A 24,583-nucleotide genomic window follows, 5' to 3' on the forward strand; every position below is an offset into this window, starting at 1 on the left:
CTTCTGAGTGCATCACTCAGAAGCTCACCAGTGTTTCTACCTGCTGACGAATTAGGGTCTTGATAAACTCGTCCTGAATTTCGCCTTCCACCCAGTTCTTTTTCAGGAACGGAATCTTCACCCGCAACCCCAGTACCGTTGCGTTCATAAAGCTCATAATATCCGTTAGGTGACTCATTCCCAGCGGATTGCCACTTCCCCCGTCCGAAATTCCCACCAGAGCCACCATCTTGCCGCTCAGTTTGCTGGGATAATGGAATCCATCCAGAAACGCTTTCAGTACGCCCGGAAAAGACCCGTTGTATTCGGGGACGATAAAAATCAGCTTACTCGCGTTTTCAACCGAATCCCGAATGGCATTGAAGGCATCGTGCTTGCCAAAGTTGGCGTACAGAGCCGAGTAGATAAAGTCAATGGGCAAATCCGCCAGATCCACAATACGGGCTTCGGCTCCCACTTGCTGAATCTGCTGCCGGTAGTACTCCGCAATCTGACGACTACGAGAATTTTTCTGATTCGTTGAAGAAACGATGGTGATCATGAGTAATTTGTCTTTTCTTAGGTACCCTTTTGCCAGCGTAGCTAGATTGCTGCAAGGTAAAAGGTTTCTCAACTTTTGAAGCGATTGCCGTTTATTTCCATTGCCCGTATGGACCAACCTTCCATCCTCAGCCTGTTTGAATCGCAGGCCAATCCAGAACGAGCGGCCTTTGTCGCCCGTTACTTTAAAACGGGTCCGGGGCAATACGGTGAAAACGATCTGTTCCTCGGGCTTTCTGTGGGACAAACCCGGGCCATCGCCAAACAGTTTCGTACCCTGCCCCAGAAAGACGTTTTGAGTTTATTACAGAATCCCTATCACGAGCATCGGGCGGCGGCTCTGTTTATCTGGGTTGATCAGTTTAAGAAGGGTGATCCGCTCCAAAGGATGGAAATTTTTGAAAGCTATGTAGCCCATCGGCAGTACGTGAATAACTGGGATCTGGTAGACGTTTCCGCCCGTGACATCGTTGGAGCTTTTCTGTACGATCAGGATCGGAGTCTTTTGTACGACTATGCTCAGTCTAATCACCTCTGGAGCGTCCGTATTGCAGTCATTGCCACACTGTATTTCATTAAAAGGAAAGAGTATACCGATACGCTGGCTCTGTGTATCCTACTCCTTTCCCATCCGCACGACCTGATTCACAAAGCCTGCGGCTGGATGCTCCGGGAAGTAGGCGAACAGGATCGGGAAGTTTTAAAAGAATTTCTCAACGAACACACCCTACAGATGCCCCGTACCATGCTTCGCTACGCCATCGAAAAATTACCGGAATCCGAGCGACAGTATTATTTAAAGTTGAAGTAATGCAGGAAGTATTAAGAGCACATCTGGAGCAAATCATACCGTTGACGGACGAAGAATTCACCTTCATCGCATCGCACTTTATTCTCAAAAAATATAAGAAGCATCAGTTTCTCATTCAGGAAGGCATGCTCGTCAAGTACGTCTATTTTGTCGTTTCCGGACTTTTAAAACTGGTACACACCGACGATACGGGCAAACAGCAGATTATTTCCTTTGCTATGGAAGACTGGTGGGAAAGCGATTATCAGGCTTTTTATACGCAAACCGAAGCTACCTTTTCACTGGACTGTGTCGAAGATAGCGTCGTGCTTGGTCTTTCGCTGGAAAGCTATCAGACCCTTTGCGAGCGTCTACCCAAAATGGAGCATTTTTTCCTTCAGAAAGCGAACCGGGGGTACATGGCTTTGCAGCGACGTTTGTTATCACTGATGACTAGCCAGGCCAAAGAGCGGTACGAGCAGCTCCTCCAACAATACCCTACGCTGGTTCAGCGGGTTCCTAAAACCTTGCTGGCTTCTTACCTGGGCGTTTCCCGCGAAACGCTGAGTCGACTTTCTTTCGGCGTGTGATCTACATCACTCGAAAGCTGTGCGGTAGCTCACCGTTGGACCGTTCGATTCGCCGGACCTTTGTCCCGTTCATGTAAAGCAGCAAAGCAAATGGAAAAGCGAATCATTAACCCCTGGCAATGGCAGGACGCACGGAATTACGTACAGGCCGTAGAAGTAAAAAATGTAACCTCCACCCTCTATTGTGCCGGACAGGCATCCGTATTAGCCGACGGTACATCGAGTCATGCGGACATGAAAACTCAGTTATTACAAGCCATCGAAAATCTGGAGCTGGTGATTAGTCAGGCGGGTTATACGTGTAAAGACATCGTTCGGTTAAACGTCTACACCACTTCTTCGGAAGAGCTTTTCGCTCATTTTGATATTTTTCAGGCATGGATTACCAAACACGGGATCCAACAGGCCAGTACGTTTTTTGAAGTAAAAACGCTTTTTGAAACGTTATCGGTGGAGCTGGAAGCGACGGCGGTGAAGTAAGCGGTATAACCTACTAACGCAAAAACGCTGGCAGAACGAATTCTGCCAGCGTTTTTAATGAAGCTCTCTCGTGAAGTGACCCCAAGTTACTATAAGTACTGATTCACGTTTACGGCGTTCAGATCTTCGAAGGCGGCTTTCAGACGCGTAACGAAAGCCTTTTCACCTTCACGCAACCATACGCGGGGATCGTAGTATTTCTTGTTGGGAGAATCTTCGCCCGTAGGGTTACCGATTTGTGATTGCAGGTAGCCTTCTTTCGATTTGTAGAAGCCTAGAACACCATCCCAGTACGCCCACTGCATATCCGTATCGATGTTCATTTTGATTGCACCGTAGCTGATGGCTTCGCGGATTTCTTCGCGGGAAGAACCTGAACCACCGTGGAATACGAAGTTTACGGGTTTCTCTGCTTCCAGACTGAATTTTTCACGGATGTATTTCTGTGAGTTATTCAGGATGACGGGTTGCAGTTTTACGTTACCGGGTTTGTATACGCCGTGCACGTTACCGAACGCCGCAGCTACCGTAAAGCGGCTGGAGATCGCGTTCAGTTTTTCGTACGAATACGCTACTTCTTCGGGCTGGGTATACAGACGTGAAGAATCTACGTCGGAGTTATCCACACCGTCTTCTTCACCCCCCGTTACGCCTAATTCAATTTCCAGCGTCATGCCCATTTTGGCCATACGCTCGAGGTATTTCGAAGAAATTTCGATGTTTTCTTCCAGCGACTCTTCTGACAAATCAAGCATGTGGGAAGAGTACAGGGGCTTGCCCGTCTGAGCGAAAAACTTCTCACCAGCTTCCAGTACGCCGTCAATCCAAGGAAGGATTTTCTTGGCACAGTGGTCCGTGTGCAGTACGACGGGGACACCATAGCGTTCGGCCAGTAAGTGAATATGTTGAGCTCCTGAAATAGCTCCGGCGATAGCGGCTTGTTCGTTATCGTTTTTCAGGCCTTTTCCTGCGTAAAACTGAGATCCGCCGTGGGAAAACTGAATGATGACGGGAGAATTCAGGTCGCGTGCTGTTTCCAGTACTGCGTTTACCGTACTGCTGGAAATAACGTTGACAGCCGGAAGAGCAAATTGGTGTTTCTTAGCGAGTTCGAATAACTCCTGAACGGCATCTCCTGAAAGAACGCCCGGAGCAATTTGAGTTGCATTGGCCATACTAAGCGTTGAAATGTGATGATTATGAACTAAATTTTTTACTCGTATCGAAAGAAGTTCGTCGTTTTGAAACGGTGTATCCCGTTGAAACCAACCCTACGAGGTTCGTTGTACGAGAACTTCAAGTTGATGAAGAAGAAGCATCTCACCAGAATCTTTCCGGCCTGACCGGAAGGCAGCTGGCAATCAGCGGCTACAAACTTAGGCATTTTTCCTTCATCCGTCGTACTTCCATTTAAATAAGGTACAGAATCACTTTTTCGTTTCCAATCGGGGCCTGAAAAATCCAAAAAATCATAAAAAATGCATTAAAGCCGCCTCGAAAAGTACAAAAACTAACCAATAGCTAGTTTGCAAACCTAGGAATGGCCTATCTTTGATGTCCCAAATCAAGCTTTAGGTTTAGTGCCCGTCTGTTAGGGCGGCCTAAGCACTAAACTTCAAAAACTCTAACACATGTCTTGGTTCACCCGGAAAGACAAGGGTATTCAAACCCCCACTGAAGCCAAGCGGGAAGCTCCCGACGGGCTTTGGTACAAGTGCCCTCAGTGCGGGAACATCATGCATACCCGCGAGCACAAGCTGCAGGCTTATACCTGCTCGAAATGCAATTACCACGAAAAAGTCGGTTCGCAGGAATACTTTGAACTGCTCTTCGACGATACCCTTTATACCGAACTTGATCCGACGATGACGTCGGACGATCCGCTCCACTTCAAAGATACCAAAGCTTATCCCGACCGGATCAAGGCTACCGAACGTAAAACGGGGCTGAAAGATGCCGTTCGTACGGGTTATGGCAAAGTACACGGCATCGATATGGTGGTGGCGTGTATGGACTTTAACTTCATCGGCGGTTCGATGGGTTCGGTCGTGGGTGAAAAAATCGCCCGGGCGATGGATTACTCCCTGAAAAACCGGATTCCCCTCCTGATGATCTCCAAATCAGGGGGTGCCCGGATGATGGAAGCAGGATTCTCGCTCATGCAAATGGCGAAAACGTCGGCGAAAATCGCTTTGCTCGATCAGGCCAAAATTCCCTACATCTCGCTTTTGACCGATCCTACCACGGGTGGTGTAACGGCTTCGTTTGCCATGCTGGGTGATTTCAACATCTCCGAACCCGGAGCTCTCATCGGCTTTGCGGGTCCCCGCGTCATTCGCGAAACCATCGGTAAAGATCTGCCTAAAGGCTTCCAGAGTGCCGAATTTGTGCAGGAACACGGCTTCCTCGACTTCATTGTGGATCGCAAGGATTTGAAAGATCGGCTGGCGAAATTGCTGGAAATCATCTGGGTCAAGCCTGCGTAAAACCCTGTTTCAGTATAAAAAGCCTGGGTCCCACGACTCAGGCTTTTTTCGTGTCCGTTCGGACCGTTTGTTCTTAGTATCTTTATCGCAACCATTTTAACTTCTTCACTGTATGCGTGGTCGCTTGTCGCTGGCTTTTCTATGGCTCTGTACCTTATTCTTTGTCGGTTGTAAATCTTCGGAAAAAGCATCGGAGGGTTCTTCGGTAGCGATTTCCTGGAAATTGATTTCCAACTTCACCGATACTCCCTCCGGCTTTAAAGCCCGTTTTGTCTTCAAAAATAATGGTAGTGAAACGTTGGGTAACAAGGGCTGGACGCTGTACTTCAACATGTCTCCCCGCCCGATTCTGGCTTCCAAAACACCGTCTCCGGCTACCGTCGAACACATCAACGGCGATTGGTACAAGCTCACCCCCAACGAAAGTTTTGAGCTGAAACCCGGTGCCAGTCTGGAAATTCCCTACGAAGCTTCGGTCGCCATCATCAAGGAAACGGATGCTCCGATGGGTCTGTACTTTGTGCATACGGATGGGAAAGAAGAGAAAATCGAGGAAGTAGCCGACTATACAGTCGAACCATTCACGGAAAAAGAACAAATCCTACGCGGTTCCAACGATCAGGTTCCTTTGCCTACGGCGGCCTATCAGTATCAGCAAAATGCGGGACTAAGTCTGGTTTCGCCGGAACAACTGCCGGTCCTGATTCCGTCTCCGGTGAAGGTTACGAAAACGGCGGGTTCCGTTAGCCTGACGAAAGAATGGCCCATTTATTACGCGAAAGGGCTGGCCAATGAAGCTACGTTTCTGGCCCAACAACTCCAGGTACTGACGGGCACCTCATTTACTACGAAAGAAGGTACGAGTACGGAACAACGCATTCAACTGAGTACGGGCTCGGTAGCCGTAAATGGTGTTACGAGCGAAGCCTATCAATTGAACGTAGCTGCTAACGGTATCCAGATCGTGGGTAGTGATGCCGCCGGGGTTTTCTACGGCGTAGAAAGTTTACTGGCTTTGGCTCCGGTTGCCGCGTACCAGAAAGCGACCGCTCCTCTGGCCCTGCCGCAGGTACAGATCGAGGACGCACCCCGCTTCAAATTCCGGAGTATGCACTTCGACGTTTGCCGAAATTTCCAGACGAAAGAAACGGTCAAACGTGTGCTGGATTTACTGGCTTTCTACAAAATCAATCACCTGCTGTTTTACCTGACGGAAGACGAAGCCTGGCGGCTGGAAATTAAGAGTCTTCCCGAATTGACCGAAGTAGGTTCGCATCGCCAACATACGGCGGGTATGCAAACGGCAGCCCTGCACCCGGCGTACGGCTCCGGTCCCCACGCCGATGCCAAGGGTAAATACGGCAGTGGCTACTACACCCGTCAGGACTTCATTGATATTCTGAAATACGCTCAGGAACGACACATTCAGATTATCCCGGAAATCGGATTTCCCGGTCACTCGCGGGCGGCTATCAAATCCATGGAGGCTCGGTACGAACGCTTCATGAAAGAAGGCAAAACGAAAGAAGCCGAAGAATTCCGACTGATCGATCCCGAGGATAAATCGGTTTATAGCTCGGCTCAAGCCTTCAAAGACAACGTGATCTGCGTCGCCCGCGAATCAGCGTATCATTTCTTTGAAACGGTAATTGCTGACGTAGCGAAGATGTACGACGAAGCGGGATTGAAACTGACCGTACTCCACGTCGGTGGCGACGAGGTCCCGCAGGGCGTCTGGACGAAATCACCAATGGTGGACGAGTTGCTGAAGAAACATCCCGAAATCAAAGGCCCCCGCTATTTACAGAGTTATTTCTTCGGACAAATGCTCCATCGCCTGAAAAAATATAATCTGGAAATTCATGGTTGGGAGGAAGTAGCCCTGAATGTAGATGCCTCGGGTCAGTACGTAGCCAATCCGGATTTTGTGGGCAAACGCGTTGTTCCGTACATCTGGAATAACGTATTCGATGTGGATCTGGGATATCGCATGGCCAATGCAGGTTATCCGGTGGTGCTGTGTAATGTGACGAACCTGTACATGGATCTGGCTTACAATAATGATCCGAAAGAACCCGGTTTGTACTGGGGCGGCTTTGTCGGTCCGAAAAACGCCTGGACCTTTGCTCCCTACGATTTCGCCAAGACTACCTATACCAATTCACTGGGCAAACCGCTGGATTTTACGGGCAAGCAGAAACTCAAAAATCGTCAGAACATTCTGGGCCTAGAAGCTCAGTTGTGGAGTGAAACCGTAAAAGGTCGCGACATGATGGAGTATTATGTGCTACCGAAACTGATCGGTTTTGCGGAAAGTGCCTGGGCAGCCGAGCGTCCCTGGGAAACAATCGAAAACCGGGATCAACGCGAGAAGTCCATGCAAACGGGCTGGAATGTGTTTGCCAATACGCTGGCCCAACGCGAACTCCCCCGCCTGAGTTACTGGAATAATGGCTATAACTATCGCATCCCAACGCCCGGAGCAGTTCTGGAAAACGGTACGCTCCAAGCCAATGCCGAGTATCCCGGCCTCCAGATTCGGTATACAACAGACGGCTCCGAACCTGGACCGCAGTCTACGCTGTACCAATCACCCGTGCCGGTACAGGGAACGGTGAAACTAAAATGCTTCGATTCGGCGGGTAAATCTAGCCGTATGGTTACCGTGGGTAAGTAAGCCTAGCTGTAAACGAAAAAAGGCAGTCAGGGTCTACGCTCTGACTGCCTTTTCATTTATTCGACCACGATTCGTCTGGTTACTACCTCGTTTGCCAGCGTGGCTCGGAGTAGATACAGCCCTTTAGGTAAGCCTTGCTGTAGTTGAAGATCGTCCTGATTGCCATTCGCACGCGTAACTTTCGTTGGAATTGGCTCGCCCTGATGGGTGTATAATTCGTAAGATACATTACGAGCGGTTGTCCGTACCGTGAATTGCTGGGCGTTTAGCAAAGGATTTCCCAGAATCTGAACGTCTAATTCGGCAGACTCGGGTCGCTCAACCGACACGGTACGACATACGTATTCGGTGCCATCTTCGTCCATCTGACGTAAGCGGTAATAGCTTTTTCCCGGAAGGGGTTTTTCATCTGTACCCCAATACTCTTTCCGTTCGTCAGTAGTGCCCGAAGCTTCGTATGTTTTGAGTACCTCGTATTGTTCCGCATCTGTACTCCGCTCTACCACGAAAGAACGGGCATTTTTTTCGGAAGCAGTAGCCCAGTTTAAGCGTACCTGACTAGCGGAAGCTATAGCCTTGAAGTACAGCAGTTCAACAGGCATTGGCCCCTGGCTACCCAGAATTTTCAGGTTATCTACGGTAAGGGTACCATTGCTATTGTTCCAGAGAAATTTGAAGTCCGTCGGCGAAACACCGGTACTGAGTTCACTGGCTTCATCGAATTCCAGCGAATTATCAACCCAAATGTCCATTTTATTGGCTGCCAGACTACCCGTCCGCCCATCCTCATCCGTATAGGTGGTGGCATTCCCCGAAACGTTGAGTACCCAAGTGATGGTTTTAGTACCGGTGTATGGCCCTTTCGTTACGGAACCGCCGTCCTGTAAATGCAAATTAAAAGCGTTACCTGCGGTAGGGAAATGAAAACCTAAACGGGCAAAAACGCTGGCATTTGCTGGCAGACTTCCGTTATCGTTCAAATTACCGAAATACAGGTAATTGTAGGGATTCACCGCTGCAGAGGGTTCCGCAATATCCACCGAAACCGTAAACTGCACGTAAAGAATGGTTGGATTGGCCGAAAAGAGATCATCGGTCTTAGCAAACCGAACCTGGCCACCAGACGCCTTCGTAAGCGTTAAGGCTTCATTGCTGATACTCGCAGTTGAAGGCGTATTCCCCAGTATTTCGGTAAACTTGTTTGGACCGCCGCCTTTGTAATCCGCTACATTGGATGAGCTACTAAAATTTTGCTCGAAGTAAGTAGTGGTTTGTGCATATCCTGAGGATACGCACAAACCCATCAGTAATCCATAGAAACGCTTCATGAGTAAGAGAGGGGTGTTTGTCACCCTAAACTACATACTCAATCAAGAAAATTAACAATACTCAATTATTTACTTATTTAAAGGCACAAATACCTAATTTTTTAATGTTTTAGCTTCGTTCCAAAAGACGTCCATTTCGGCCAGGGTCATGTCTTTCAGGCTTTTCCCTAACTCTTTGGCTTTCGTTTCAATGTATTGGAAGCGAGTAATGAACTTTTTATTGGTACGCTCCAAAGCCGTTTCGGGATTGATGTCCACAAAGCGGGCGTAATTAACCAGTGAGAACAACACGTCGCCAAATTCACTTTCGGCCCGTTCCGTATCATGCACGGCTCCGGCTTTAAACTCCGCCCGGAATTCGTCAATTTCTTCGCGTACCTTGTCCCAAACCTGTTCCCGATCTTCCCAGTCAAAACCCGCTCCACGAGCTTTTTCCTGAATTCGCATGGATTTCACCAGAGCTGGTAACGAACCAGGTACGCCACCCAATACTGACTTGTTTCCTTCTTTGATTTTTAGCTGTTCCCAGTTCTGCTTTACCTGTTCTTCGGTATCCGCCTGGGCTTCGCCGTAGATATGCGGGTGCCGATCCACCAGTTTCTTGCACAGGCTGTCCATCACATCCGTAATGTCGAAATCGCCCGTTTCGGAAGCAATGCGGGCGTAAAAAACCAGATGCAAGAGTACATCTCCCAGCTCTTTTTTGATTTCATTGAGATCCTTTTCCAGAATTGCATCCGAAAGCTCATAGGTCTCTTCAATCGTCAAATGTCGGAGCGAATCCATGGTTTGCTTCCGATCCCAGGGGCAATTTTCGCGAAGCTCATCCATGATCGTCAATACCCGATCAAAGGCCATCAATTGTTGTTTTCGCCGACTGGGCAGCTCCTCAAATACCCGGGGCTGCTGGGAAGGATGAAGTTCTTTTTGCATAAGAATACCGTTAAATCTAAAAGCAGTTAGGGTTTTGAGTGTAGTGTTTTGGAAGGAACCCCAGTCAAAACGCCAAACTCAAAACCCTAAACCTAATTACTCATTTATTCATTTATTCCGCTAAAAACGGATAGCGATAATCCGTTGCGGGTACAAATCCTTCTTTAATCGTACGAGCTGATACCCAACGCAACAGGTTTTGCATCGAACCCGCCTTATCATTCGTTCCGGAGCCACGAGCACCGCCGAAAGGCTGTTGACCCACCACGGCTCCCGTACATTTATCGTTTACGTAGAAGTTTCCAGCGGAGTTCACCAACTTACGGCTTGCCAGGTCAATGGCGTAGCGATCCTGCGAGAAGATGGCACCCGTCAAAGCGTACGGCGACGTACGGTCAATCAGGCTCAGCGTTTCTTCAAACTGCGTAGGTTCGTACAGATAGATCGTCAAGACGGGACCGAAGATTTCCTGTTCCATCGTTTCTGAATGCGGATCCGTCGTCAGGATCAACGTCGGATCGATAAACCAGCCTTTGGATGAATCGTACGTACCACCCCAAATAATCTCGTTAGCCGGGTTTTGGCGGGCCCGCTCAATGAAGCCCGTAATTTTCTGGAAAGCCCGTTCATCGATGACGGCATTCACGAAATTCGAGAAATCTTCCGTCGGGCCTACTTTCATGGTTTCCAGCATGGATTTCATTTCCGCCCATACGGATTCCCATAGCGTTATGGGAATATAGGCCCGGGAAGCGGCGGAACATTTCTGTCCCTGGAATTCGAAAGCGGCCCGCAACAGGTTCGCCGCGTATGCTTTTACATCGGCGGATTCGTGGGCAAGCATGAAGTCCTTACCACCCGTTTCGCCCACGATACGCGGATAATACCGATAGCTATCCATGTGGCTACCAATATTTTTCCAGATCGTTTTGAACACGGCAGTACTACCCGTGAAGTGAATACCCGCAAACTCAGGATGACTGAAGACCAGATCACCAATCATCGGGCCATCACCTTGAATAAGGTTAATCACACCATCGGGCAAACCAGCTTCTTTAAGAATTTGCATCAACACATAGGCCGAATACATCTGTGTAGGGGCTGGTTTCCAGACTACCACGTTACCCATCATGGCCGCCGAAGCCGGTAAGTTTCCGGAGATTGCGGTAAAATTGAAAGGCGTTAATGCGAATACGAAGCCTTCCAGCGGACGGTACTCCACCTGATTCCAGATGGTAGGATCCGGAGAGATGGGTTGATTTCGGTAAATTTCTGTCGCAAAAGCCACATTAAACCGTAGAAAATCCACCCACTCACACGCAGCGTCGATTTCGGCCTGGAAGGCATTCTTCGACTGACCCAGCATGGTAGAGGCATTCAGCAGATACCGGTACTTGGTAGCAGACAATTCGGCGGCTTTCAGGAAAATCGCCAGACGTTGTTCCCAGGGTAATACCGCCCAGGCATGACGAGCCTGCAAAGCTACTTCAATGGCCTCGGTCACGTGTTCCGGACCGCCTTCGTAGAAATAGCCTAATACGTGCTGGTGATCGTGCGGCGGCGTAATGGCTACTTTTTTATCCGTACGAATTTGCTGATTTCCAATGTATAAAGGGACCTCAATCTCTTTCGAACGTAACTCAGCCAGGGTAGCTTTCAGTTTTTCGCGTTCAGCTGTACCGGGGGCATATCCGTAAATGGGTTCGTTTTTCGGGATTGGGACGTTATAAATTCCGTTGGACATACTACTATGATGAAGTTTGATTTTAGCAAGCTTAGAAATAGTAATGAATGAACTTTAAATCTGTTGTATGCAACACGAAGGCCATTCAAATAATTCAAATAGATTTGCGAAGGTACGGCTTTTCAAGAAATCCCTTTCAGAAGAATTTTTATGAAATCGTAAAATTTCACGCTTGATAGTCAGGGTACTAAGCCCTCAGGAAATGGTCTTTAGGTATGCAGGCACAGTTTTCTATAGACTTACACCCTATGGTTCAGCCATTTTGTCAGCAGTATTGAAGTGGCAGGCTTTTGTATTCATAATAATATTTTAGCTTTAGCCCGAAAAACTTATCACAGCCATGACAGCCGACGAATTTATCGCCGTCCGGCAATATACAGAGTCCGAAAAGTACGCCATCTTCGACCGGGAGCTTATGCCGCATATCCAGTCGATGTATAACTTTGCTTTTCGCCTGACTCAAGACGAGGACGATGCCAACGATCTGGTTCAGGACACCTATCTGAAGGCGTTCCGGTTCATCAATTCTTTCGAGAAGGGGACCAACGCCAAAGCCTGGCTGTTTCGGATCTTGAAGAATAGTTTCATCAACGACTACCGCCGTAAGTCGAAAGAACCGAATAAAGTAGACTACCAGGAGGTAGAAACCTACTACGATTCGGAAGAAATGGCGGGTACTAGTCAGACCACCGATTTGCGGGCCGAAACGGTTCAGGAATTGCTGGGTGATGAAGTCACGAATGCCCTGAATGCCTTGCCCATTGATTTTCGTACGGTACTGATCCTCTGTGACGTGGAAGGATTTACGTACGAAGAAATGGCCAAAATTCTTGATATCCCCATCGGTACGGTCCGTTCACGGCTGCACCGGGCCCGTATGTTGTTGAAGGAAAAGCTCAAAACATATGCGACCCACATGGGTTATGATACGAGTGAGCGTTCGGAAGACGAAGAATCCTTGTAAGACGGAAACTTTTTGGCGGAGAAATCTGCTATAGCATGGACTGCCTCTAGCAGTCCTATTTTTCTGTCTGCCAAAAGATTAATCGTTCGTCTTACTTTCTTCCAGCGTAACGTACCTTAAAATTTATTTTCGAAAGAATTATCTGTAACTCAGGAACCAAAAGAACCAGGTATTGATTTTGGCCTCAGTTTTCCACGTTTAGAGAGGTGCATTGAGCCCCGCTAATTATCTTATTTTATCATGACTCCCATGACACCCGAATCCAGTTCATCTGCCGAAGCAGAGAAGGTGGTTAAGAAAGAGCACTGCGAGAACCATGCCAATTGCATGAAGCTCATTCAGATGGCTTTGGACGGCGAAGCCAGTCCCGAGGAACTCGAACACGTTCGCCAGAATTTGGGCAATTGTCTACCCTGTAACCGCGGTTACAACTTAGAAAAAGCAATTAAGCAAGCCTTACAATTACGCGTTGAGCAAAAAGCAGTACCGCAAAGTCTGGTTGATTGCATCAAAAGTAAGATCCACGAACTTTAAAACGACCCCTATAGCCTTAAGACTATCCTTCTCATTCCTAAGAAGTTACGTTTTTTATATCCAATATTGATCCGTCTGATTTATTTTTGAGGCTATATCATGACCTCGGGGCACGCTCCGGGGTTATTCATTAACAGACCTTAACTATTCCATTGGTTTGAACGGTAAAGCCATTATTTTCTGTGCACCTTCCGGTTCCGGAAAAACGACACTCGTTAAACATTTGCTGGCCTCACAGCCCGATCAGTTCGGTTTCTCTATCTCTGCCTGCACGCGGGACAAACGCGGCCGGGCCGAAGAACACGGGAAAGATTACTACTTCCTGAGCATCGACGAGTTTAAACAAAAAATTGACGAAGACGCCTTTGCTGAATGGGAAGAAGTATATCCAGGTGGCTACTACGGCACGCTCAAGTCCGAAGTAGAGCGGGTTTGGGCTTCGGGCAAGCACATTTTATTTGACGTGGACGTACGCGGGGGTCTCAAGCTGAAGCAGTACTTTGGCGACCGGGCTCTGGCCATTTTCGTGAAAGTGCCTTCCATGGAAGTACTCGAACAACGCTTACGTTCACGGGGGACCGAAACCGAAGACAGTATTTCCAAACGTCTTTATAAAGTTCGCTTCGAAATGTCCTTCCAGGATCAGTTTGATGTCATTTTGGTTAATGATGATCTGGAAACGTCAACGAAGGAAACGGAACGACTCGTTTCGGAGTTTACTGCAAAATAGTTATTCGTTATTTGACGGAACTCGAAACAAATAACTATCCACCAACAACCAACCACTAAGATCATGCGAATTGCGTTGGAACATATGCCGGATCATGCCCGCCTTTGGGTGTATCAGGCCGATCGCAGCCTTTCGACGGCTGAACAGGAAGCCATTCAGCAGCAGCTGGAGGCCTCGTTTGAAGAATGGGCCGCCCACGGCCAACCGCTGACAAATGCGGTACAAATCGTGGAAGGACGCTTTGTATTACTGGCCGTTGATGAAAAAGCTTACGCGGCCAGCGGTTGTTCCATCGACGCTTCTACCCGAATCATTAGCCAGATTGGTCAACAGGCGGGTATCAACTTTTTTGATCGCTCGATTGTGTTCCGTACCGAACAGGGTATTGATTCCATAGACGGACTCAAGGGTAAATCAGCCGTGAAAGCGGGTACCATTCAACCGAATACAATCTTATTTAACAATCAGGTAAAAACGGTCGGCGAGTTCCGTACTCAATGGGAAGTACCCGCGGCAGAAAGCTGGATGAAACGGTTTTTTAATTTGGTTGTGAGTTAATGGTTTTTTGTAGATAGTATAAAAAAGGCCCGAACGTTCTGTAACGTTCGGGCCTTTTTCGATGGGTAAAAACCGAGTTGATTGATTAGGTTGTATAAGACTATAAGGGTTAAAAGATCAGCCGTCTCAGTGGGACGAAAACGGATCTACTATAGCATAAACAATCATCCCCTAACAACAAAAAGCAATCAACCAACCCCTACTTCTTATAATGCACCCGAGGCAGCTCTCGCAGCCGCTGAGCACTTTGCTCGGGTGTGATGTCGCGTTGGGGATTGGCCAGCATTTCGTAGCCTACCATGAATTTCTTCACCGTGGCTGAACGCAGCAGCGGGGGCAGGAATACAAAGTGCCAATGCCATTCTTCGTGCACGTCGCCGTCGGTTGGGGCCTGATGGATACCCGCCGAGTACGGAAATGATACTTCAAAGAGATTATCGTAGATGATCGTCAGCTCACGGTAGGCTTCCGCCAAACCGTCGCGTTCGGCACTGGTCATTTCCAGAATGGAAGCCATCGGCCGTTTCGGAATGATCATCGCCTCGTACGGCCATACGGCCCAGAAGGGAATCAGAGCTACGAAATGCTCATGTTCGAACAGAATCCGTTCTTTCTTTTCCAGTTCCTTCGTCAGGTAATCGCTCAACAGCGTTCGCCCGTGGCGATCGTAATATTTTTTCTGGGCGATCTGTTTTTTATACGGCTCATCGGGAATGCTGTACTGAGCCCAGATCTGCCCGTGCGGGTGCGGATTGGAGCAACCCATGACGAAGCCCTTGTTTTCAAAAATCTGTACGTGATTGATTTTCGGATCCGTACCCAGTCCTTCGTACTCCTGACACCAGGCATCCACTACGCGACGAATGTCTTTGGCTTCCATTTCGGGAATGGTCAGATCGTGCCGGGGCGAGAAACAGATTACTTTGCAAATACCCGATTCGCTTTCCGCCTGAAACAGTTCGCCATCGGAAACCTGTCCGGCGGGTGTATCGTGAATCAACGCTGAAAAGTCGTTCGTAAAGACATATACGTTTTCGTAGTCCGGATTCTTTTCTCCGTTGGAACGCGTATTGGTCGGACACAAATAGCAGGTCGGATCGTACGAGGGCCGTTTGTCTTCCGTCGACTTTTCCACCTGTCCCTGCCAGGGACGTTTGGTACGGTGCGGTGACACCAGCACCCAACTATCCGTCAGTGGATTGTAGCGGCGGTGCGGATGTTCGTCAAATTGAAATTCACTCATAAGTCGTGTTGCGTTTCAGGTGTTCGGTTTGGCGTTGTACGTTTAAACCCGTTCGTTCGATGATTCCAGGCGAGAAGTGCCTTTTTTGATAACGACTTTGTGGGTTACTAAATCCAGATTCAGCGATTCCTTATACGCTCTCGTCATGGTTTCAATGAAGGCATCCGCCGCTCCTTTTTCAATCAGATTGATGGTACAGCCGCCGAAGCCGCCCCCCATCATGCGGGCTCCCAGTACCGCTGGGTTCAGGCGAGCCTGATCCACCAGAAAGTCGAGTTCTTCACAACTCACTTCGTAGTCGTGTTGCAGGCCTTCGTGCGTTTGATACATCTTTTTTCCAAAGGCTTCCAGATCGTCTTTCTGCAAATCCTTACAGGCTTCCACAACGCGGTTGATTTCCTCCACAATGTATTTACAACGTTTATAAGTAACCGGATCAAACTCAGCCTGGTGTTCCTGCAGGAACTCGATACTCACATCCCGCAGGCTCTGTATACTGGGTTTATGAGCCTGTAGAATAGCCACACCTCGTTCGCATTCGGCTCGCCGGGTGTTGTATTCGGAGGTTCCCAGGGAATGTTTTACGCCCGTATCGCACAGCACCAGTACGTGCTGCTCCTGCGTAAAGGGAAAGTATTCGTATTCCAGCGAACGGCAGTCCAGACGAATGACGGCGTCCGTATCCCCCATCAGTGAAGCAAACATATCCATGATGCCGCAGTTGAGGCCCACAAACTGGTTCTCAGCCCGCTGGCAAAGTTGCACCAGGGCCATTTTGGGAATGCCCAGCTGATACAGTTCATTGATGGCAAAGGCCAGCCCCGCTTCCAGAGCCGCTGAAGAAGAGACGCCCGCTCCTACCGGAATATTTCCCCCAAAAACCAGATCAAAGCCGTGAAATTCGTAACCCAGTTTCTGAATCTGATCGATGACTCCCTTGAGGTAATAGGTCCACTTTTCTTCCGTCTTCTCCAGCTGATCCGTTGCAAACGTTTCTTCGCGGTTTAGGTTATACGCAATCGTGCGGCATACCTTATCCGTGCGGGGACTAATGGCGAAAAACATTTCGCGATCAATCGCCGCAGGTAGTACAAAGCCCATATTGTAGTCCGTGTGCTCCCCAATGAGGTTGATTCGGCCCGGCGAGCGAACCAACAAGGCTGGCTCGGCTCCGAACGAAGCACGGAAGGTTTCTATAATGGCAGTAACAAGAGGATCCATAATCATTGAGGTAATGCGTCGTATTAAGATTTTGTATTCAAAAGAACACGTATTTTGTGAGATTCATTGGCGATCGTCCGTATTACATTCGTACGCAAGACGTAGAAACCAATAGATCAGGGATTGCAAAGCATTGCACAAGTACACGACTGAAGTAGATTTAACAGGGGATCATGCAAAAAAGCCAAGCCACCATCAAGCAAATTGCCCAGGAGTTAGGCGTTTCGATCTCCACGGTTTCGCGGGCCTTGCAGAACAACCCACGCATCGGCCTGCGTACCCGCGAACGCGTCTGGGAACTGGCCCGTCAATTGCAGTACCGGCCCAATCCGGCGGCGTTGATCCTGAAGAAAAAACACACCCGTACCATTGGCGTGGTGCTGCCTTTTCTGAAAGAAGAATTTTTTTCGACGGCTATTACGGCCATTGAAGATGTACTAACGGGGTACAACGTCGTCATCAGTCAGTCGCGGGATGAACTGGAACGCGAAAAAGGGGCTTTGGCTACCTTTCTGTCCAGTCGGGTGGATGGCGTCATTGCTTCCATTTCGGCGGAAACGCATCATTATCTGCATTTTAAGGAACTGGAAAGCTTTGGCATTCCCGTCGTGTTTTTTGACCGCGTACCCCGGCGATTGCCTGCTCATAAAGTCCGCAGTAACATCAGTACGGCCGCTCGCGAGCTGGTTGATTTCCTGGCTGATCGTGGCCTCGAACGCATCGCCCTGCTCAATGGTCCGGCTCAGCTGGAAGTTTCCGAGGAACGTCAGCAGGGCTATTTACAAGCCATGAAAGAGCGACAGCTGCCCATCGATCCTTCGTACGTCTGTTCTTCGGATTTATCGAAAGCCGATACGCAGGCAAAAGTCGACTATCTGCTGAGCCGTGAACCAAAACCACAAGCCATTGTTGCCTTCAATGATTACATTTCCCTGTATGCCATGGAGCGGACCCAGGCTCTGGGTCTGATTCCGAATCAGGATGTGTATTTTGTAAGTTTTGCGAACCTGCCCATGATGGAATACGCTGCTCACCCGCCTCTGGCATCGGTCGATCAGTTTGCGTATACCATGGGCGAAAAGGCCGCCGAACTGCTCCTGCAACTCATCCAAAGTCCGGAGGAAATTCCGTATCAGGAACTTTGGGTAGAAACCAAGCTGGTCATTCATTAGGAAGCCAGCCATTGATTCAAAAGAAACACGTATCGTTAGTATGGCCGAAAACTTATTCATTCCCGAAACCACTTCCCGTCAGGAACTCTACGAAAGTCTGGTACCCCAGATTGAAGCCCTTGTGCAGGGCGAAGACGACTTTGTAGCCAATCTGGCCAACATTGCGGCCGCCCTGAAACAAACCTTTGATTTTTTCTGGGTTGGCTTTTATCTGCGGAAAAATAATCAACTCGTTCTGGGACCTTTTCAGGGGCCCATCGCCTGTACGCGGATTGACTTCAACAAGGGCGTTTGTGGACATGCCTATACCACGCAGCAAACGGTTCTGGTTCCCGATGTGGACGCCTTCCCGGGACATATTGCCTGTTCGTCGGCGGCCCGTTCGGAGATTGTTCTGCCCGCTTTCGATGTCAACCAGGAGGTTTTTCTGGTACTGGACGTGGATAGTGATCAGCTCGACGATTTCCACGAAGAAGATCGTCAGGGACTTGAGCAGGTAATGCGAATCATTGAAAAACTGGCCCGCACGAATTACTGAGTTTGCCGTTGACGGTTTTCCGTTTTCAATAAAGTATTACCGTTTTCAGTTAATCCTGAGTCGTATTCGTGCTTATAACAGGAAAGCCCTTCGCCTGGGAGGATCCAGACTTGAAGGGCTTTCCTGTTTTTTATTTACTACCGGGCTAAAGATTTACTACTACCTTACTTTTTGATAAACCAGTCCTGCAAGGAAGACAGATTGTAAAACGCCCAGCTAAACACCACGGCCCAGAGTACGGCGAATACCAGCATCCAGCTCAGAATACGCAACGGCGATGCCTTAAAGGATACCGCCAGCAGGGTACCGCCAATGGGCGTAAACAGTAAGGGTGTCAGACAGGCAATACCGGCAATACCGAATTTTCGATAAATTCGTACGGCCCGCCGCGTGCTTTTGCTAAAACGCTTCCGCTTGGTTTTACGTAAGTCTTCCCAAACCAACCGAAGCCACTGGCCCAGAAAGGTAAAGAGGAAGACGCTGAACATCATGCCACAGACGGTACAGAGGATGGTTTCCAGCAATGATAACTGGAGGGCTAAACCCGCCAATGGTCCGCCGACGAACTTCAGCATGGAAGCCAGTACAACGGAGAGATACTTACTAATCAGTGTCATGACCTACTACAGCTTTTCACCAAAGGCCAAATCACCGGCATCGCCAAGACCGGGAATGATGTAATAATTATGATTCAATCGTTCGTCGATGTCCCCGACCCACAAACGACACTCGGGCATACGCTCCTGGAGATATTTGATTCCCTCGGGAGCTGCAATGGCTGCCGCAATGTGCGTACGGGCCGGAATGCCGTACCGTAACAGGGATCGGTACGAAATTTCCAGCGACTTTCCAGTAGCCAGCATGGGGTCTACAATGATGAGCGTTTTGCCGGTTAAATCAGGACAGGAGATATATTCCAGTTCGACGGTAAACTCTTCCCCTTCGGCGTGAAGCCCCCGGTATGCTCCAATAAAGGCATTCTGGGCTCCATCGAAGGCATTGAGAAAGCCCTGATGGAAAGGCAGACTGGCCCGCAAAACCGCCGCTAGCACGGGCTGCTGAGCCATGAGAAAGGTCTTACTCGTTCCGAGCGGGGTCTCTACCTCCGTTTTAGTATAGGTAAGCGTTTTGGAAATCTCGTAGGCCAGAATCTCCCCGAGCCGTTCCAGATTCCGCCGAAATCGCAGGGGATCTTTCTGAATACGAACGTCTCGAAGTTCGGCTATGAAATGGTTGGCTATGGAAGATTGCTCGGTCAGGACAAACATGTAAAAATGAATTTCAGAATCCTTTTGTAATTTGCAGGGCCTTTTGGCTGTTTACAAAGTAAGTAATAAAACGTTAAACCCGAGGGTACGCGTCTTTCTCCTATGCCAAGATTTACCCTATTCTTTTCTCTTTTGTGGTTACAGGCTGCGGTTGCGTGGAGTCAAAGCGTATACGCCCCACTTAATTCGGATTATTACCACCTCATCGATCGGTATGAAATCAAAAGCGGTAAACACGCTCCGGGTTACCAAAGTACAGTAAAGCCGTACCTGCGTAAAAATATCATCCAGTTGATCGACAGCCTTTCCTGCGATGAATGTGCTGATTTATCGGATGTCGACCGCTTCAATATCAAGTATCTCCGGGAAGATAGCTGGGAATGGAGTAAGAAGCCCGAGCAAACGGCCAATAGCAAAGAACCCTTCTGGCAGTACTTCTACCACAAGAAGAATGATATGTACAGCGTCTCCAACGACGACGTTGAACTACACATTAATCCCGTTTTGTATGGTTTGCTGGGTGTTGGGAAAGATGCCTCGCCCTACTCTTACATCAACACGCGGGGGCTTGAAATTCGGGGTTCGATTGGTAAAAAGCTGGGTTTCTACACGTACGTGACCGACACGCAGATGCGTCTGCCGGGTTACTATCAGGATCGGATCAATTTCTTTAAAGCCGTTCCTAACGAAGCCGCCTATAAAATTTTCCGCAGTACGACTAACTCCGACGGCGTGACCGTTACGCCGGAAACGGCTACCGATTTTTTCACGGCCCGCGGCTACATCACCTTTGATCCTATCAAGCAGATTAATCTTCAGTTTGGTCACGATAAGGTTTTTATTGGCAATGGCTTTCGTTCGATGATCCTGTCGGATAACAGCGGTCCCTACCTCTTTTTGAAGCTTACCACCAAAATCGGACCGTTTCAATACGTCAACTTATTCAGCGAAATCAGTAACCAGCAGGATAGTATCCCGGCGTATGGTGCTCTGCCTACCAAAAAATACATGGCTTATCATCGCCTGGGTCTGAATATTGGTGATAACGTAAACATCGGTCTTTTCGAGTCGATCATTCACAGCCGCGATAAATCGCAGGGCTACTTCGATTTGAGCTATCTCAATCCCGTCATTTTTTATCGGGCCATTGAAGCCCAGAAGTTTAGTGCCGACAACACCATGGTGGGTATGGATGTCCGCTGGACTTTCCTAAGGCAATTTCAGACCTACGGACAGCTCAATCTCGACGAATTCAATTTCCAGGAAGTACGCAAAGCCCGGGGCTGGTGGGGAAATAAATTCGGCTACCAGCTAGGAGCAAAATACATCAACGCCTTTAACGTCGATAACCTTGATTTACAGGTCGAATGGAACGGGGCCCGCCCGTATACCTTCCAGCACGTGTCCAACAAAACCAATTACGTTCATTACAATCAGGCCATGGCCCATCCCATGGGAGCCAACTTTCAGGAAGTAGTCGGCACCATCCGGTACCAGCCGCTGCCTCGCCTGAACGTAACGGCGGTTGTTCTGGGTGCCAACTACGGACTCGATCTGCCCGGTCGCAATTATGGAAGTAACCCCCTGCTCAACTACAACGAAGCCGACCGCCCCGCCGGACGTGAATACGGTAACTTTATTGGCCAGGGCGTAGGAACCAATCTTTTTTACGGCGAACTCGTAGCTTCGTACCAGTTCCGGCACAATGTCTTTATCGACTTCCGTCAGGTATTCCGTGATCAGAAATCCGCTCTTTCCCAATTTGACCGTAGCACAGTTTTTTCATCGCTTTCCATCCGAATTAATTCGCCACAGCGTTTGCTGGCTTTTTAATTTCCGTTATTTTTACTGTATTTAAAGCCTATTAATCTGACCGCCATCAAGATTATGACTTGGAAGTGCACTGCTGGTTCAGCGAATTTTTCCGCCTTTGTAAGCTCCGGAATATTTTCCTATGCGATGGGCTGGCTTCAGCCCCTGCCTTTCCCTGGTCCATCTTCCTTGATGGTTCCTGTTTCCTGCTCTACCCCAAATCCCTATATCAACGCGTAATGAAAGCAGGCCACGCTATGTGCGGCGGTGTCTTTTATTCGCTATCTATTCTAGTCCACCCTTAACAGCTTTTGGGAATCGTCCCAATTCATTTATTACAGCTACATGAGTACGAAAAAAAGTGCAGTAGATGGGGGCAAATGGATAACCTTATCCACGGTTATTTCAACGGTCTTTCAATTCTTACAGGTAACCATCCTGGCCAGAATTCTAGATCCCTCGGTATTTGGGGTAGTGAGTGTCAGTGCATTGCTTATCAACTTATTTTACATCTTCAGTAACCTCGGCTTTTCCAATTCCATTATCTATAAACAGGAGAACGACCGTAACATACTATCCAGCATTTATTTCACCAGCTTATTACTGGGACTCACCATCTTCTGCATTGCGTACCTGAGTGCTCCGCTGGTCGTGGCCTACTATAAGGAGCCCAAACTCGACTACGTAATCAAGCTGGCGTCGATCTACTTCCTCATTATTTATTTTGGTCAGATTTATCTGTTTCTGCTACAAAAAGAACTGAAGTTCAAGACGATCGCCCTCATGGAGATCATTGCCACCGTTGCGGGTACGGCCATCACGATTGCTTTAGCGTATAATCATTACGAAGAACTCTCCCTGATTTACGGACAACTGGCTACCCACGTTATTCGTACTTCCCTGCAAATCATCCTGGGTCGCCATCTGTTTACGCCCAGGCTTTACCTGAATTTTAACGCCATCAAAGAGCACCTGAAGTTTGGCGTATATAACGTGGGTGATGGCTTACTGGGCTTTGTACAGGGTAATTCCGATAACATTATTGTGGGTGGTTTACTGGGCGTTAAAGCCCTGGGTTATTACACGATTGCCTCACAACTGGCGATCTTCCCCATTACCAAACTCAGTCCTATTATTTTACAGGTGGCCTACCCGATTCTGGCTAAAATGAAGGAAAGTGATTCGGAGCTAAAGAAAGCCTATCTGAGCATTTTAGACCTGGTTAGCTACCTCAATATTCCTTTGCTGGCGGGACTCTATATTACGGCTGACAGTGTCGTACCGCTGATGTACGGTCCGGGTTGGGAAGAGACCATTCCCCTCATCAAGATTTTCGTATTCGTCAGTATATTCTACTGCCTTTCCAATCCCTTGTTTACGCTGGCGTTCACGAAAGGAAAACCCAATCTGCTTTTCTATCTGAATTTGGTTACGCTGCTGGTGAAAGTCCCGTTGCTTTACGTATTGGGTACCCGTTGGCAGGTATACGGCATTGCTACGGCTTTCCTGCTCAGTACGTTTATCAACCTGATTCTGAACTTCTTTATCGTTCAGCATTTAGTCGGTGATTTTATCCGTGATTTCTTCGCCAACTTCATCAAACCCGTACTTTTCTGTACGCTGATGATTCTGGTTATTCTGGCGTATAAACAGTACGTAGGCAACAGTGGCCTATTTCACACGCTTGCTCAAATCCTCATCGGTGGCAGTATTTATCTGTTACTCACTTTCAAATACAAGATTACGCTCAAAGAAATTATAGCGTTTAGACGAAGCGTTTCCTAGCCCAAGTCGAATTCTAAGCTGACCTAAACGATGAAACACCGATTCGATGTACTGGATATTTTCAGGGGTATTTTTGCCTCTCTCGTGGTTTTGTTTCACATGGCCCTGTCGGCTGACACGCCCATACTGAACAATCAATTTATCGATAACGCTGATGTTTTCGTTGATTTTTTCTTTGTGTTGAGCGGGTTCGTCATCACCTACCGATACCAGGCCATTGCCACTACGCAGGATTTTTCGCTGTACTTCAGCAAGCGTATTCTTCGCATTTATCCGCTGCATTTATTCATGCTGGCCATCTTCCTTATTATGGAAGTAACGAAGAAATACATGACTTCCTACGTACAGATCAACCAGTTGGATAATGAGAACAACAACGTCGTTACCTTCTTTACTTCCCTCTTTCTGCTCAACTCGGTCAAGCTGTTCGGGGTTAAGGATTTGAGCTGGAATATTCCCAGCTGGTCGATTAGTGCCGAGATGATTTCCTACTTTTTCTTTGGCGTTTGTATGCTCTTCATTGCTCAGGTTAAGCTGATCCGCTGGAAGAAGGAAGTATACGCTCTGATTATTGTACTCGTCGTTGCGATTCTGTACGCAGTGACCGGCTCTTTCCGGATGAATTACGGATACGATTACGGGTTTCTGCGGGGACTTATCGGCTTTTTTACGGGGGCTGTCTGTTTCTGTATTTTCCTGGAAGTGTATCCGCTCTGGCATACCCTCAAAGACAGCTGGTTTAGTCTGGCTGAATTCGTTTCGGTCGTCCTGATCTTTCTAGCCATTTATTTCGGGGCGTATTTAAAGGAAATAGGCGTTGTTTATGATCTCATTTTCTTCATTCCGATTCTGATTTTCTCGTTTGAAAAGGGTTTCATTTCCAAATTTCTGAAACGCATCCCCTTTTTACACAAGGTAGGATTGTACAGTTATTCCATTTACCTGACTCATCCCTTTACCCTGAGTATTTTCAACATCTTCTTTATCCGGATTTTACACTTTCAGAAAGAAGATTATAGCTATTTATTCATTCTCAATTACGCCCTCATTTTCATTTTTGCCCGCTGGACGTACCATCACGTAGAAATGAAATTCAAGGATTACAAGTGGTTGGATTCCCTGCGAGGTTCCCGCAAAGGAGCCCTTCCGAATCAGCACTAACAAGGAAGTTTTCTGTTTTACCGCCGTTT

Annotated in this window: 23 protein-coding genes; 14 read left to right on the top strand and 9 right to left on the bottom strand. The window is 48.2% G+C overall.

Annotated features, from left to right (window positions below; genetic code table 11):
• Nucleotides 1-16 precede the first annotated feature (16 nt).
• A complete protein-coding gene (locus BWI97_RS12735; protein WP_102201250.1) occupies nt 17-541 on the bottom strand; it encodes an NADPH-dependent FMN reductase in 525 nt (174 codons plus the stop codon).
• A 75-nt stretch (nt 542-616) separates the two neighbouring features.
• Here BWI97_RS12735 and BWI97_RS12740 point away from each other — a divergent pair, with 75 nt between their 5' ends.
• The 3 genes from BWI97_RS12740 to BWI97_RS12750 all read left to right on the top strand — a co-directional run bounded on the left by BWI97_RS12740 (nt 617) and on the right by BWI97_RS12750 (nt 2,400).
• Nucleotides 617-1,351, top strand: a complete 735-nt coding sequence (locus BWI97_RS12740; RefSeq protein ID WP_233207829.1) for a DNA alkylation repair protein — start codon at nt 617-619, stop codon at nt 1,349-1,351.
• Nucleotides 1,351-1,920, top strand: a complete 570-nt coding sequence (locus BWI97_RS12745) for a Crp/Fnr family transcriptional regulator (protein ID WP_102201251.1) — start codon at nt 1,351-1,353, stop codon at nt 1,918-1,920. Before BWI97_RS12740 ends, BWI97_RS12745 begins: the two co-directional genes overlap by 1 nt.
• 90 nt (nt 1,921-2,010) lie before the next feature.
• A complete protein-coding gene (locus BWI97_RS12750; RefSeq protein WP_102201252.1) occupies nt 2,011-2,400 on the top strand; it encodes a RidA family protein in 390 nt (129 codons plus the stop codon).
• An 89-nt stretch (nt 2,401-2,489) separates the two neighbouring features.
• On the opposite strand, the gene fbaA is transcribed toward BWI97_RS12750, so the two are convergent.
• Nucleotides 2,490-3,575 (bottom strand): class II fructose-bisphosphate aldolase, encoded by a 1,086-nt coding sequence (fbaA, locus tag BWI97_RS12755; RefSeq protein WP_094811724.1) that lies wholly within the window; start codon nt 3,573-3,575, stop codon nt 2,490-2,492.
• Nucleotides 3,576-4,031: 456 nt separating this feature from the next.
• On the opposite strand from fbaA, the gene accD reads away from it, so the two are divergent.
• Complete coding sequence (gene accD / locus BWI97_RS12765; RefSeq protein ID WP_094811729.1) at nt 4,032-4,886, top strand: acetyl-CoA carboxylase, carboxyltransferase subunit beta; 855 nt, start codon at nt 4,032-4,034, stop codon at nt 4,884-4,886.
• Between the two features lie 112 nt (nt 4,887-4,998).
• Nucleotides 4,999-7,563, top strand: coding sequence for a family 20 glycosylhydrolase (locus BWI97_RS12770; protein ID WP_102201254.1), 2,565 nt, complete (start codon nt 4,999-5,001; stop codon nt 7,561-7,563).
• Nucleotides 7,564-7,619: 56 nt separating this feature from the next.
• On the opposite strand, the gene BWI97_RS12775 is transcribed toward BWI97_RS12770, so the two are convergent.
• The 3 genes from BWI97_RS12775 to pruA form a co-directional block, all read right to left on the bottom strand.
• Nucleotides 7,620-8,891, bottom strand: a complete 1,272-nt coding sequence (locus BWI97_RS12775; RefSeq protein WP_102201255.1) for a T9SS type A sorting domain-containing protein — start codon at nt 8,889-8,891, stop codon at nt 7,620-7,622.
• Nucleotides 8,892-8,984: 93 nt separating this feature from the next.
• Nucleotides 8,985-9,824 carry a nucleoside triphosphate pyrophosphohydrolase gene (gene mazG, locus BWI97_RS12780; RefSeq protein WP_233207830.1) on the bottom strand — a complete coding sequence of 280 codons (840 nt, stop codon included), beginning with the start codon at nt 9,822-9,824 and terminating at the stop codon, nt 8,985-8,987.
• A gap of 112 nt (nt 9,825-9,936) precedes the next feature.
• A complete protein-coding gene (gene pruA, locus BWI97_RS12785; RefSeq protein WP_102201256.1) occupies nt 9,937-11,568 on the bottom strand; it encodes an L-glutamate gamma-semialdehyde dehydrogenase in 1,632 nt (543 codons plus the stop codon).
• Nucleotides 11,569-11,908: 340 nt separating this feature from the next.
• Here pruA and BWI97_RS12790 point away from each other — a divergent pair, with 340 nt between their 5' ends.
• From BWI97_RS12790 to BWI97_RS12805, 4 genes are all read left to right on the top strand, one after another.
• The gene (locus tag BWI97_RS12790; RefSeq protein ID WP_094811735.1) at nt 11,909-12,532 is read left to right on the top strand and encodes a sigma-70 family RNA polymerase sigma factor; all 624 of its coding nucleotides are present in this window, start codon (nt 11,909-11,911) and stop codon (nt 12,530-12,532) included.
• Nucleotides 12,533-12,772: 240 nt separating this feature from the next.
• Nucleotides 12,773-13,066 (top strand): hypothetical protein, encoded by a 294-nt coding sequence (locus tag BWI97_RS12795; RefSeq protein WP_133163384.1) that lies wholly within the window; start codon nt 12,773-12,775, stop codon nt 13,064-13,066.
• A 157-nt stretch (nt 13,067-13,223) separates the two neighbouring features.
• Nucleotides 13,224-13,796, top strand: a complete 573-nt coding sequence (gene gmk / locus BWI97_RS12800; RefSeq protein ID WP_094811739.1) for a guanylate kinase — start codon at nt 13,224-13,226, stop codon at nt 13,794-13,796.
• 63 nt (nt 13,797-13,859) lie between these two features.
• On the top strand, nt 13,860-14,354 hold the full coding sequence (locus BWI97_RS12805; RefSeq protein WP_102201257.1) for a hypothetical protein: 495 nt from the start codon (nt 13,860-13,862) through the stop codon (nt 14,352-14,354).
• A gap of 199 nt (nt 14,355-14,553) precedes the next feature.
• Here the strand turns inward: BWI97_RS12805 and BWI97_RS12810 are convergent, their stop codons facing one another.
• Nucleotides 14,554-15,597, bottom strand: a complete 1,044-nt coding sequence (locus BWI97_RS12810) for a UDP-glucose--hexose-1-phosphate uridylyltransferase (protein ID WP_102201258.1) — start codon at nt 15,595-15,597, stop codon at nt 14,554-14,556.
• Between the two features lie 42 nt (nt 15,598-15,639).
• On the bottom strand, nt 15,640-16,818 hold the full coding sequence (locus tag BWI97_RS12815; protein ID WP_102201326.1) for a galactokinase: 1,179 nt from the start codon (nt 16,816-16,818) through the stop codon (nt 15,640-15,642).
• Between the two features lie 173 nt (nt 16,819-16,991).
• On the opposite strand from BWI97_RS12815, the gene BWI97_RS12820 reads away from it, so the two are divergent.
• Complete coding sequence (locus BWI97_RS12820) at nt 16,992-17,990, top strand: LacI family DNA-binding transcriptional regulator (protein ID WP_102201259.1); 999 nt, start codon at nt 16,992-16,994, stop codon at nt 17,988-17,990.
• 40 nt (nt 17,991-18,030) lie between these two features.
• Entirely contained in the window at nt 18,031-18,528 is a 498-nt protein-coding gene (locus tag BWI97_RS12825) for a GAF domain-containing protein (RefSeq protein WP_094812100.1), read from the top strand.
• A 164-nt stretch (nt 18,529-18,692) separates the two neighbouring features.
• Here the strand turns inward: BWI97_RS12825 and BWI97_RS12830 are convergent, their stop codons facing one another.
• Together BWI97_RS12830 and upp are read right to left on the bottom strand one after the other, a co-directional pair.
• Nucleotides 18,693-19,145, bottom strand: a complete 453-nt coding sequence (locus BWI97_RS12830; protein WP_102201260.1) for a hypothetical protein — start codon at nt 19,143-19,145, stop codon at nt 18,693-18,695.
• Nucleotides 19,146-19,151: 6 nt separating this feature from the next.
• The gene (gene upp / locus BWI97_RS12835; RefSeq protein ID WP_094812096.1) at nt 19,152-19,796 is read right to left on the bottom strand and encodes a uracil phosphoribosyltransferase; all 645 of its coding nucleotides are present in this window, start codon (nt 19,794-19,796) and stop codon (nt 19,152-19,154) included.
• Nucleotides 19,797-19,898: 102 nt separating this feature from the next.
• Here upp and BWI97_RS12840 point away from each other — a divergent pair, with 102 nt between their 5' ends.
• The 3 genes from BWI97_RS12840 (at nt 19,899) to BWI97_RS12850 (ending at nt 24,554) form a co-directional block, all read left to right on the top strand.
• A complete protein-coding gene (locus BWI97_RS12840; protein ID WP_102201261.1) occupies nt 19,899-21,629 on the top strand; it encodes a hypothetical protein in 1,731 nt (576 codons plus the stop codon).
• 324 nt (nt 21,630-21,953) lie between these two features.
• A complete protein-coding gene (locus tag BWI97_RS12845) occupies nt 21,954-23,393 on the top strand; it encodes an MOP flippase family protein (RefSeq protein ID WP_102201262.1) in 1,440 nt (479 codons plus the stop codon).
• A 30-nt stretch (nt 23,394-23,423) separates the two neighbouring features.
• The gene (locus BWI97_RS12850) at nt 23,424-24,554 is read left to right on the top strand and encodes an acyltransferase (RefSeq protein ID WP_094812090.1); all 1,131 of its coding nucleotides are present in this window, start codon (nt 23,424-23,426) and stop codon (nt 24,552-24,554) included.
• Nucleotides 24,555-24,583 lie beyond the last annotated feature (29 nt).

It is taken from the genome of Siphonobacter sp. BAB-5405 (genome assembly GCF_002872335.1).
Lineage (GTDB): Bacteria > Bacteroidota > Bacteroidia > Cytophagales > Spirosomataceae > Siphonobacter.

Bases quoted from the DNA above. Each gene is read 5' to 3' on its own strand.
- BWI97_RS12735 (WP_102201250.1), bottom strand. From the start codon at position 541: ATGATCACCATCGTTTCTTCAACGAATCAGAAAAATTCTCGTAGTCGT.
- BWI97_RS12745 (WP_102201251.1), top strand. From the start codon at position 1,351: ATGCAGGAAGTATTAAGAGCACATCTGGAGCAAATCATACCGTTGACG.
- BWI97_RS12750 (WP_102201252.1), top strand. From the start codon at position 2,011: ATGGAAAAGCGAATCATTAACCCCTGGCAATGGCAGGACGCACGGAAT.
- fbaA (WP_094811724.1), bottom strand. From the start codon at position 3,575: ATGGCCAATGCAACTCAAATTGCTCCGGGCGTTCTTTCAGGAGATGCC.
- accD (WP_094811729.1), top strand. From the start codon at position 4,032: ATGTCTTGGTTCACCCGGAAAGACAAGGGTATTCAAACCCCCACTGAA.
- BWI97_RS12770 (WP_102201254.1), top strand. From the start codon at position 4,999: ATGCGTGGTCGCTTGTCGCTGGCTTTTCTATGGCTCTGTACCTTATTC.
- BWI97_RS12775 (WP_102201255.1), bottom strand. From the start codon at position 8,891: ATGAAGCGTTTCTATGGATTACTGATGGGTTTGTGCGTATCCTCAGGA.
- mazG (WP_233207830.1), bottom strand. From the start codon at position 9,824: ATGCAAAAAGAACTTCATCCTTCCCAGCAGCCCCGGGTATTTGAGGAG.
- pruA (WP_102201256.1), bottom strand. From the start codon at position 11,568: ATGTCCAACGGAATTTATAACGTCCCAATCCCGAAAAACGAACCCATT.
- BWI97_RS12790 (WP_094811735.1), top strand. From the start codon at position 11,909: ATGACAGCCGACGAATTTATCGCCGTCCGGCAATATACAGAGTCCGAA.
- BWI97_RS12795 (WP_133163384.1), top strand. From the start codon at position 12,773: ATGACTCCCATGACACCCGAATCCAGTTCATCTGCCGAAGCAGAGAAG.
- BWI97_RS12805 (WP_102201257.1), top strand. From the start codon at position 13,860: ATGCGAATTGCGTTGGAACATATGCCGGATCATGCCCGCCTTTGGGTG.
- BWI97_RS12810 (WP_102201258.1), bottom strand. From the start codon at position 15,597: ATGAGTGAATTTCAATTTGACGAACATCCGCACCGCCGCTACAATCCA.
- BWI97_RS12815 (WP_102201326.1), bottom strand. From the start codon at position 16,818: ATGGATCCTCTTGTTACTGCCATTATAGAAACCTTCCGTGCTTCGTTC.
- BWI97_RS12820 (WP_102201259.1), top strand. From the start codon at position 16,992: ATGCAAAAAAGCCAAGCCACCATCAAGCAAATTGCCCAGGAGTTAGGC.
- BWI97_RS12825 (WP_094812100.1), top strand. From the start codon at position 18,031: ATGGCCGAAAACTTATTCATTCCCGAAACCACTTCCCGTCAGGAACTC.
- BWI97_RS12830 (WP_102201260.1), bottom strand. From the start codon at position 19,145: ATGACACTGATTAGTAAGTATCTCTCCGTTGTACTGGCTTCCATGCTG.
- upp (WP_094812096.1), bottom strand. From the start codon at position 19,796: ATGTTTGTCCTGACCGAGCAATCTTCCATAGCCAACCATTTCATAGCC.
- BWI97_RS12840 (WP_102201261.1), top strand. From the start codon at position 19,899: ATGCCAAGATTTACCCTATTCTTTTCTCTTTTGTGGTTACAGGCTGCG.
- BWI97_RS12845 (WP_102201262.1), top strand. From the start codon at position 21,954: ATGAGTACGAAAAAAAGTGCAGTAGATGGGGGCAAATGGATAACCTTA.
- BWI97_RS12850 (WP_094812090.1), top strand. From the start codon at position 23,424: ATGAAACACCGATTCGATGTACTGGATATTTTCAGGGGTATTTTTGCC.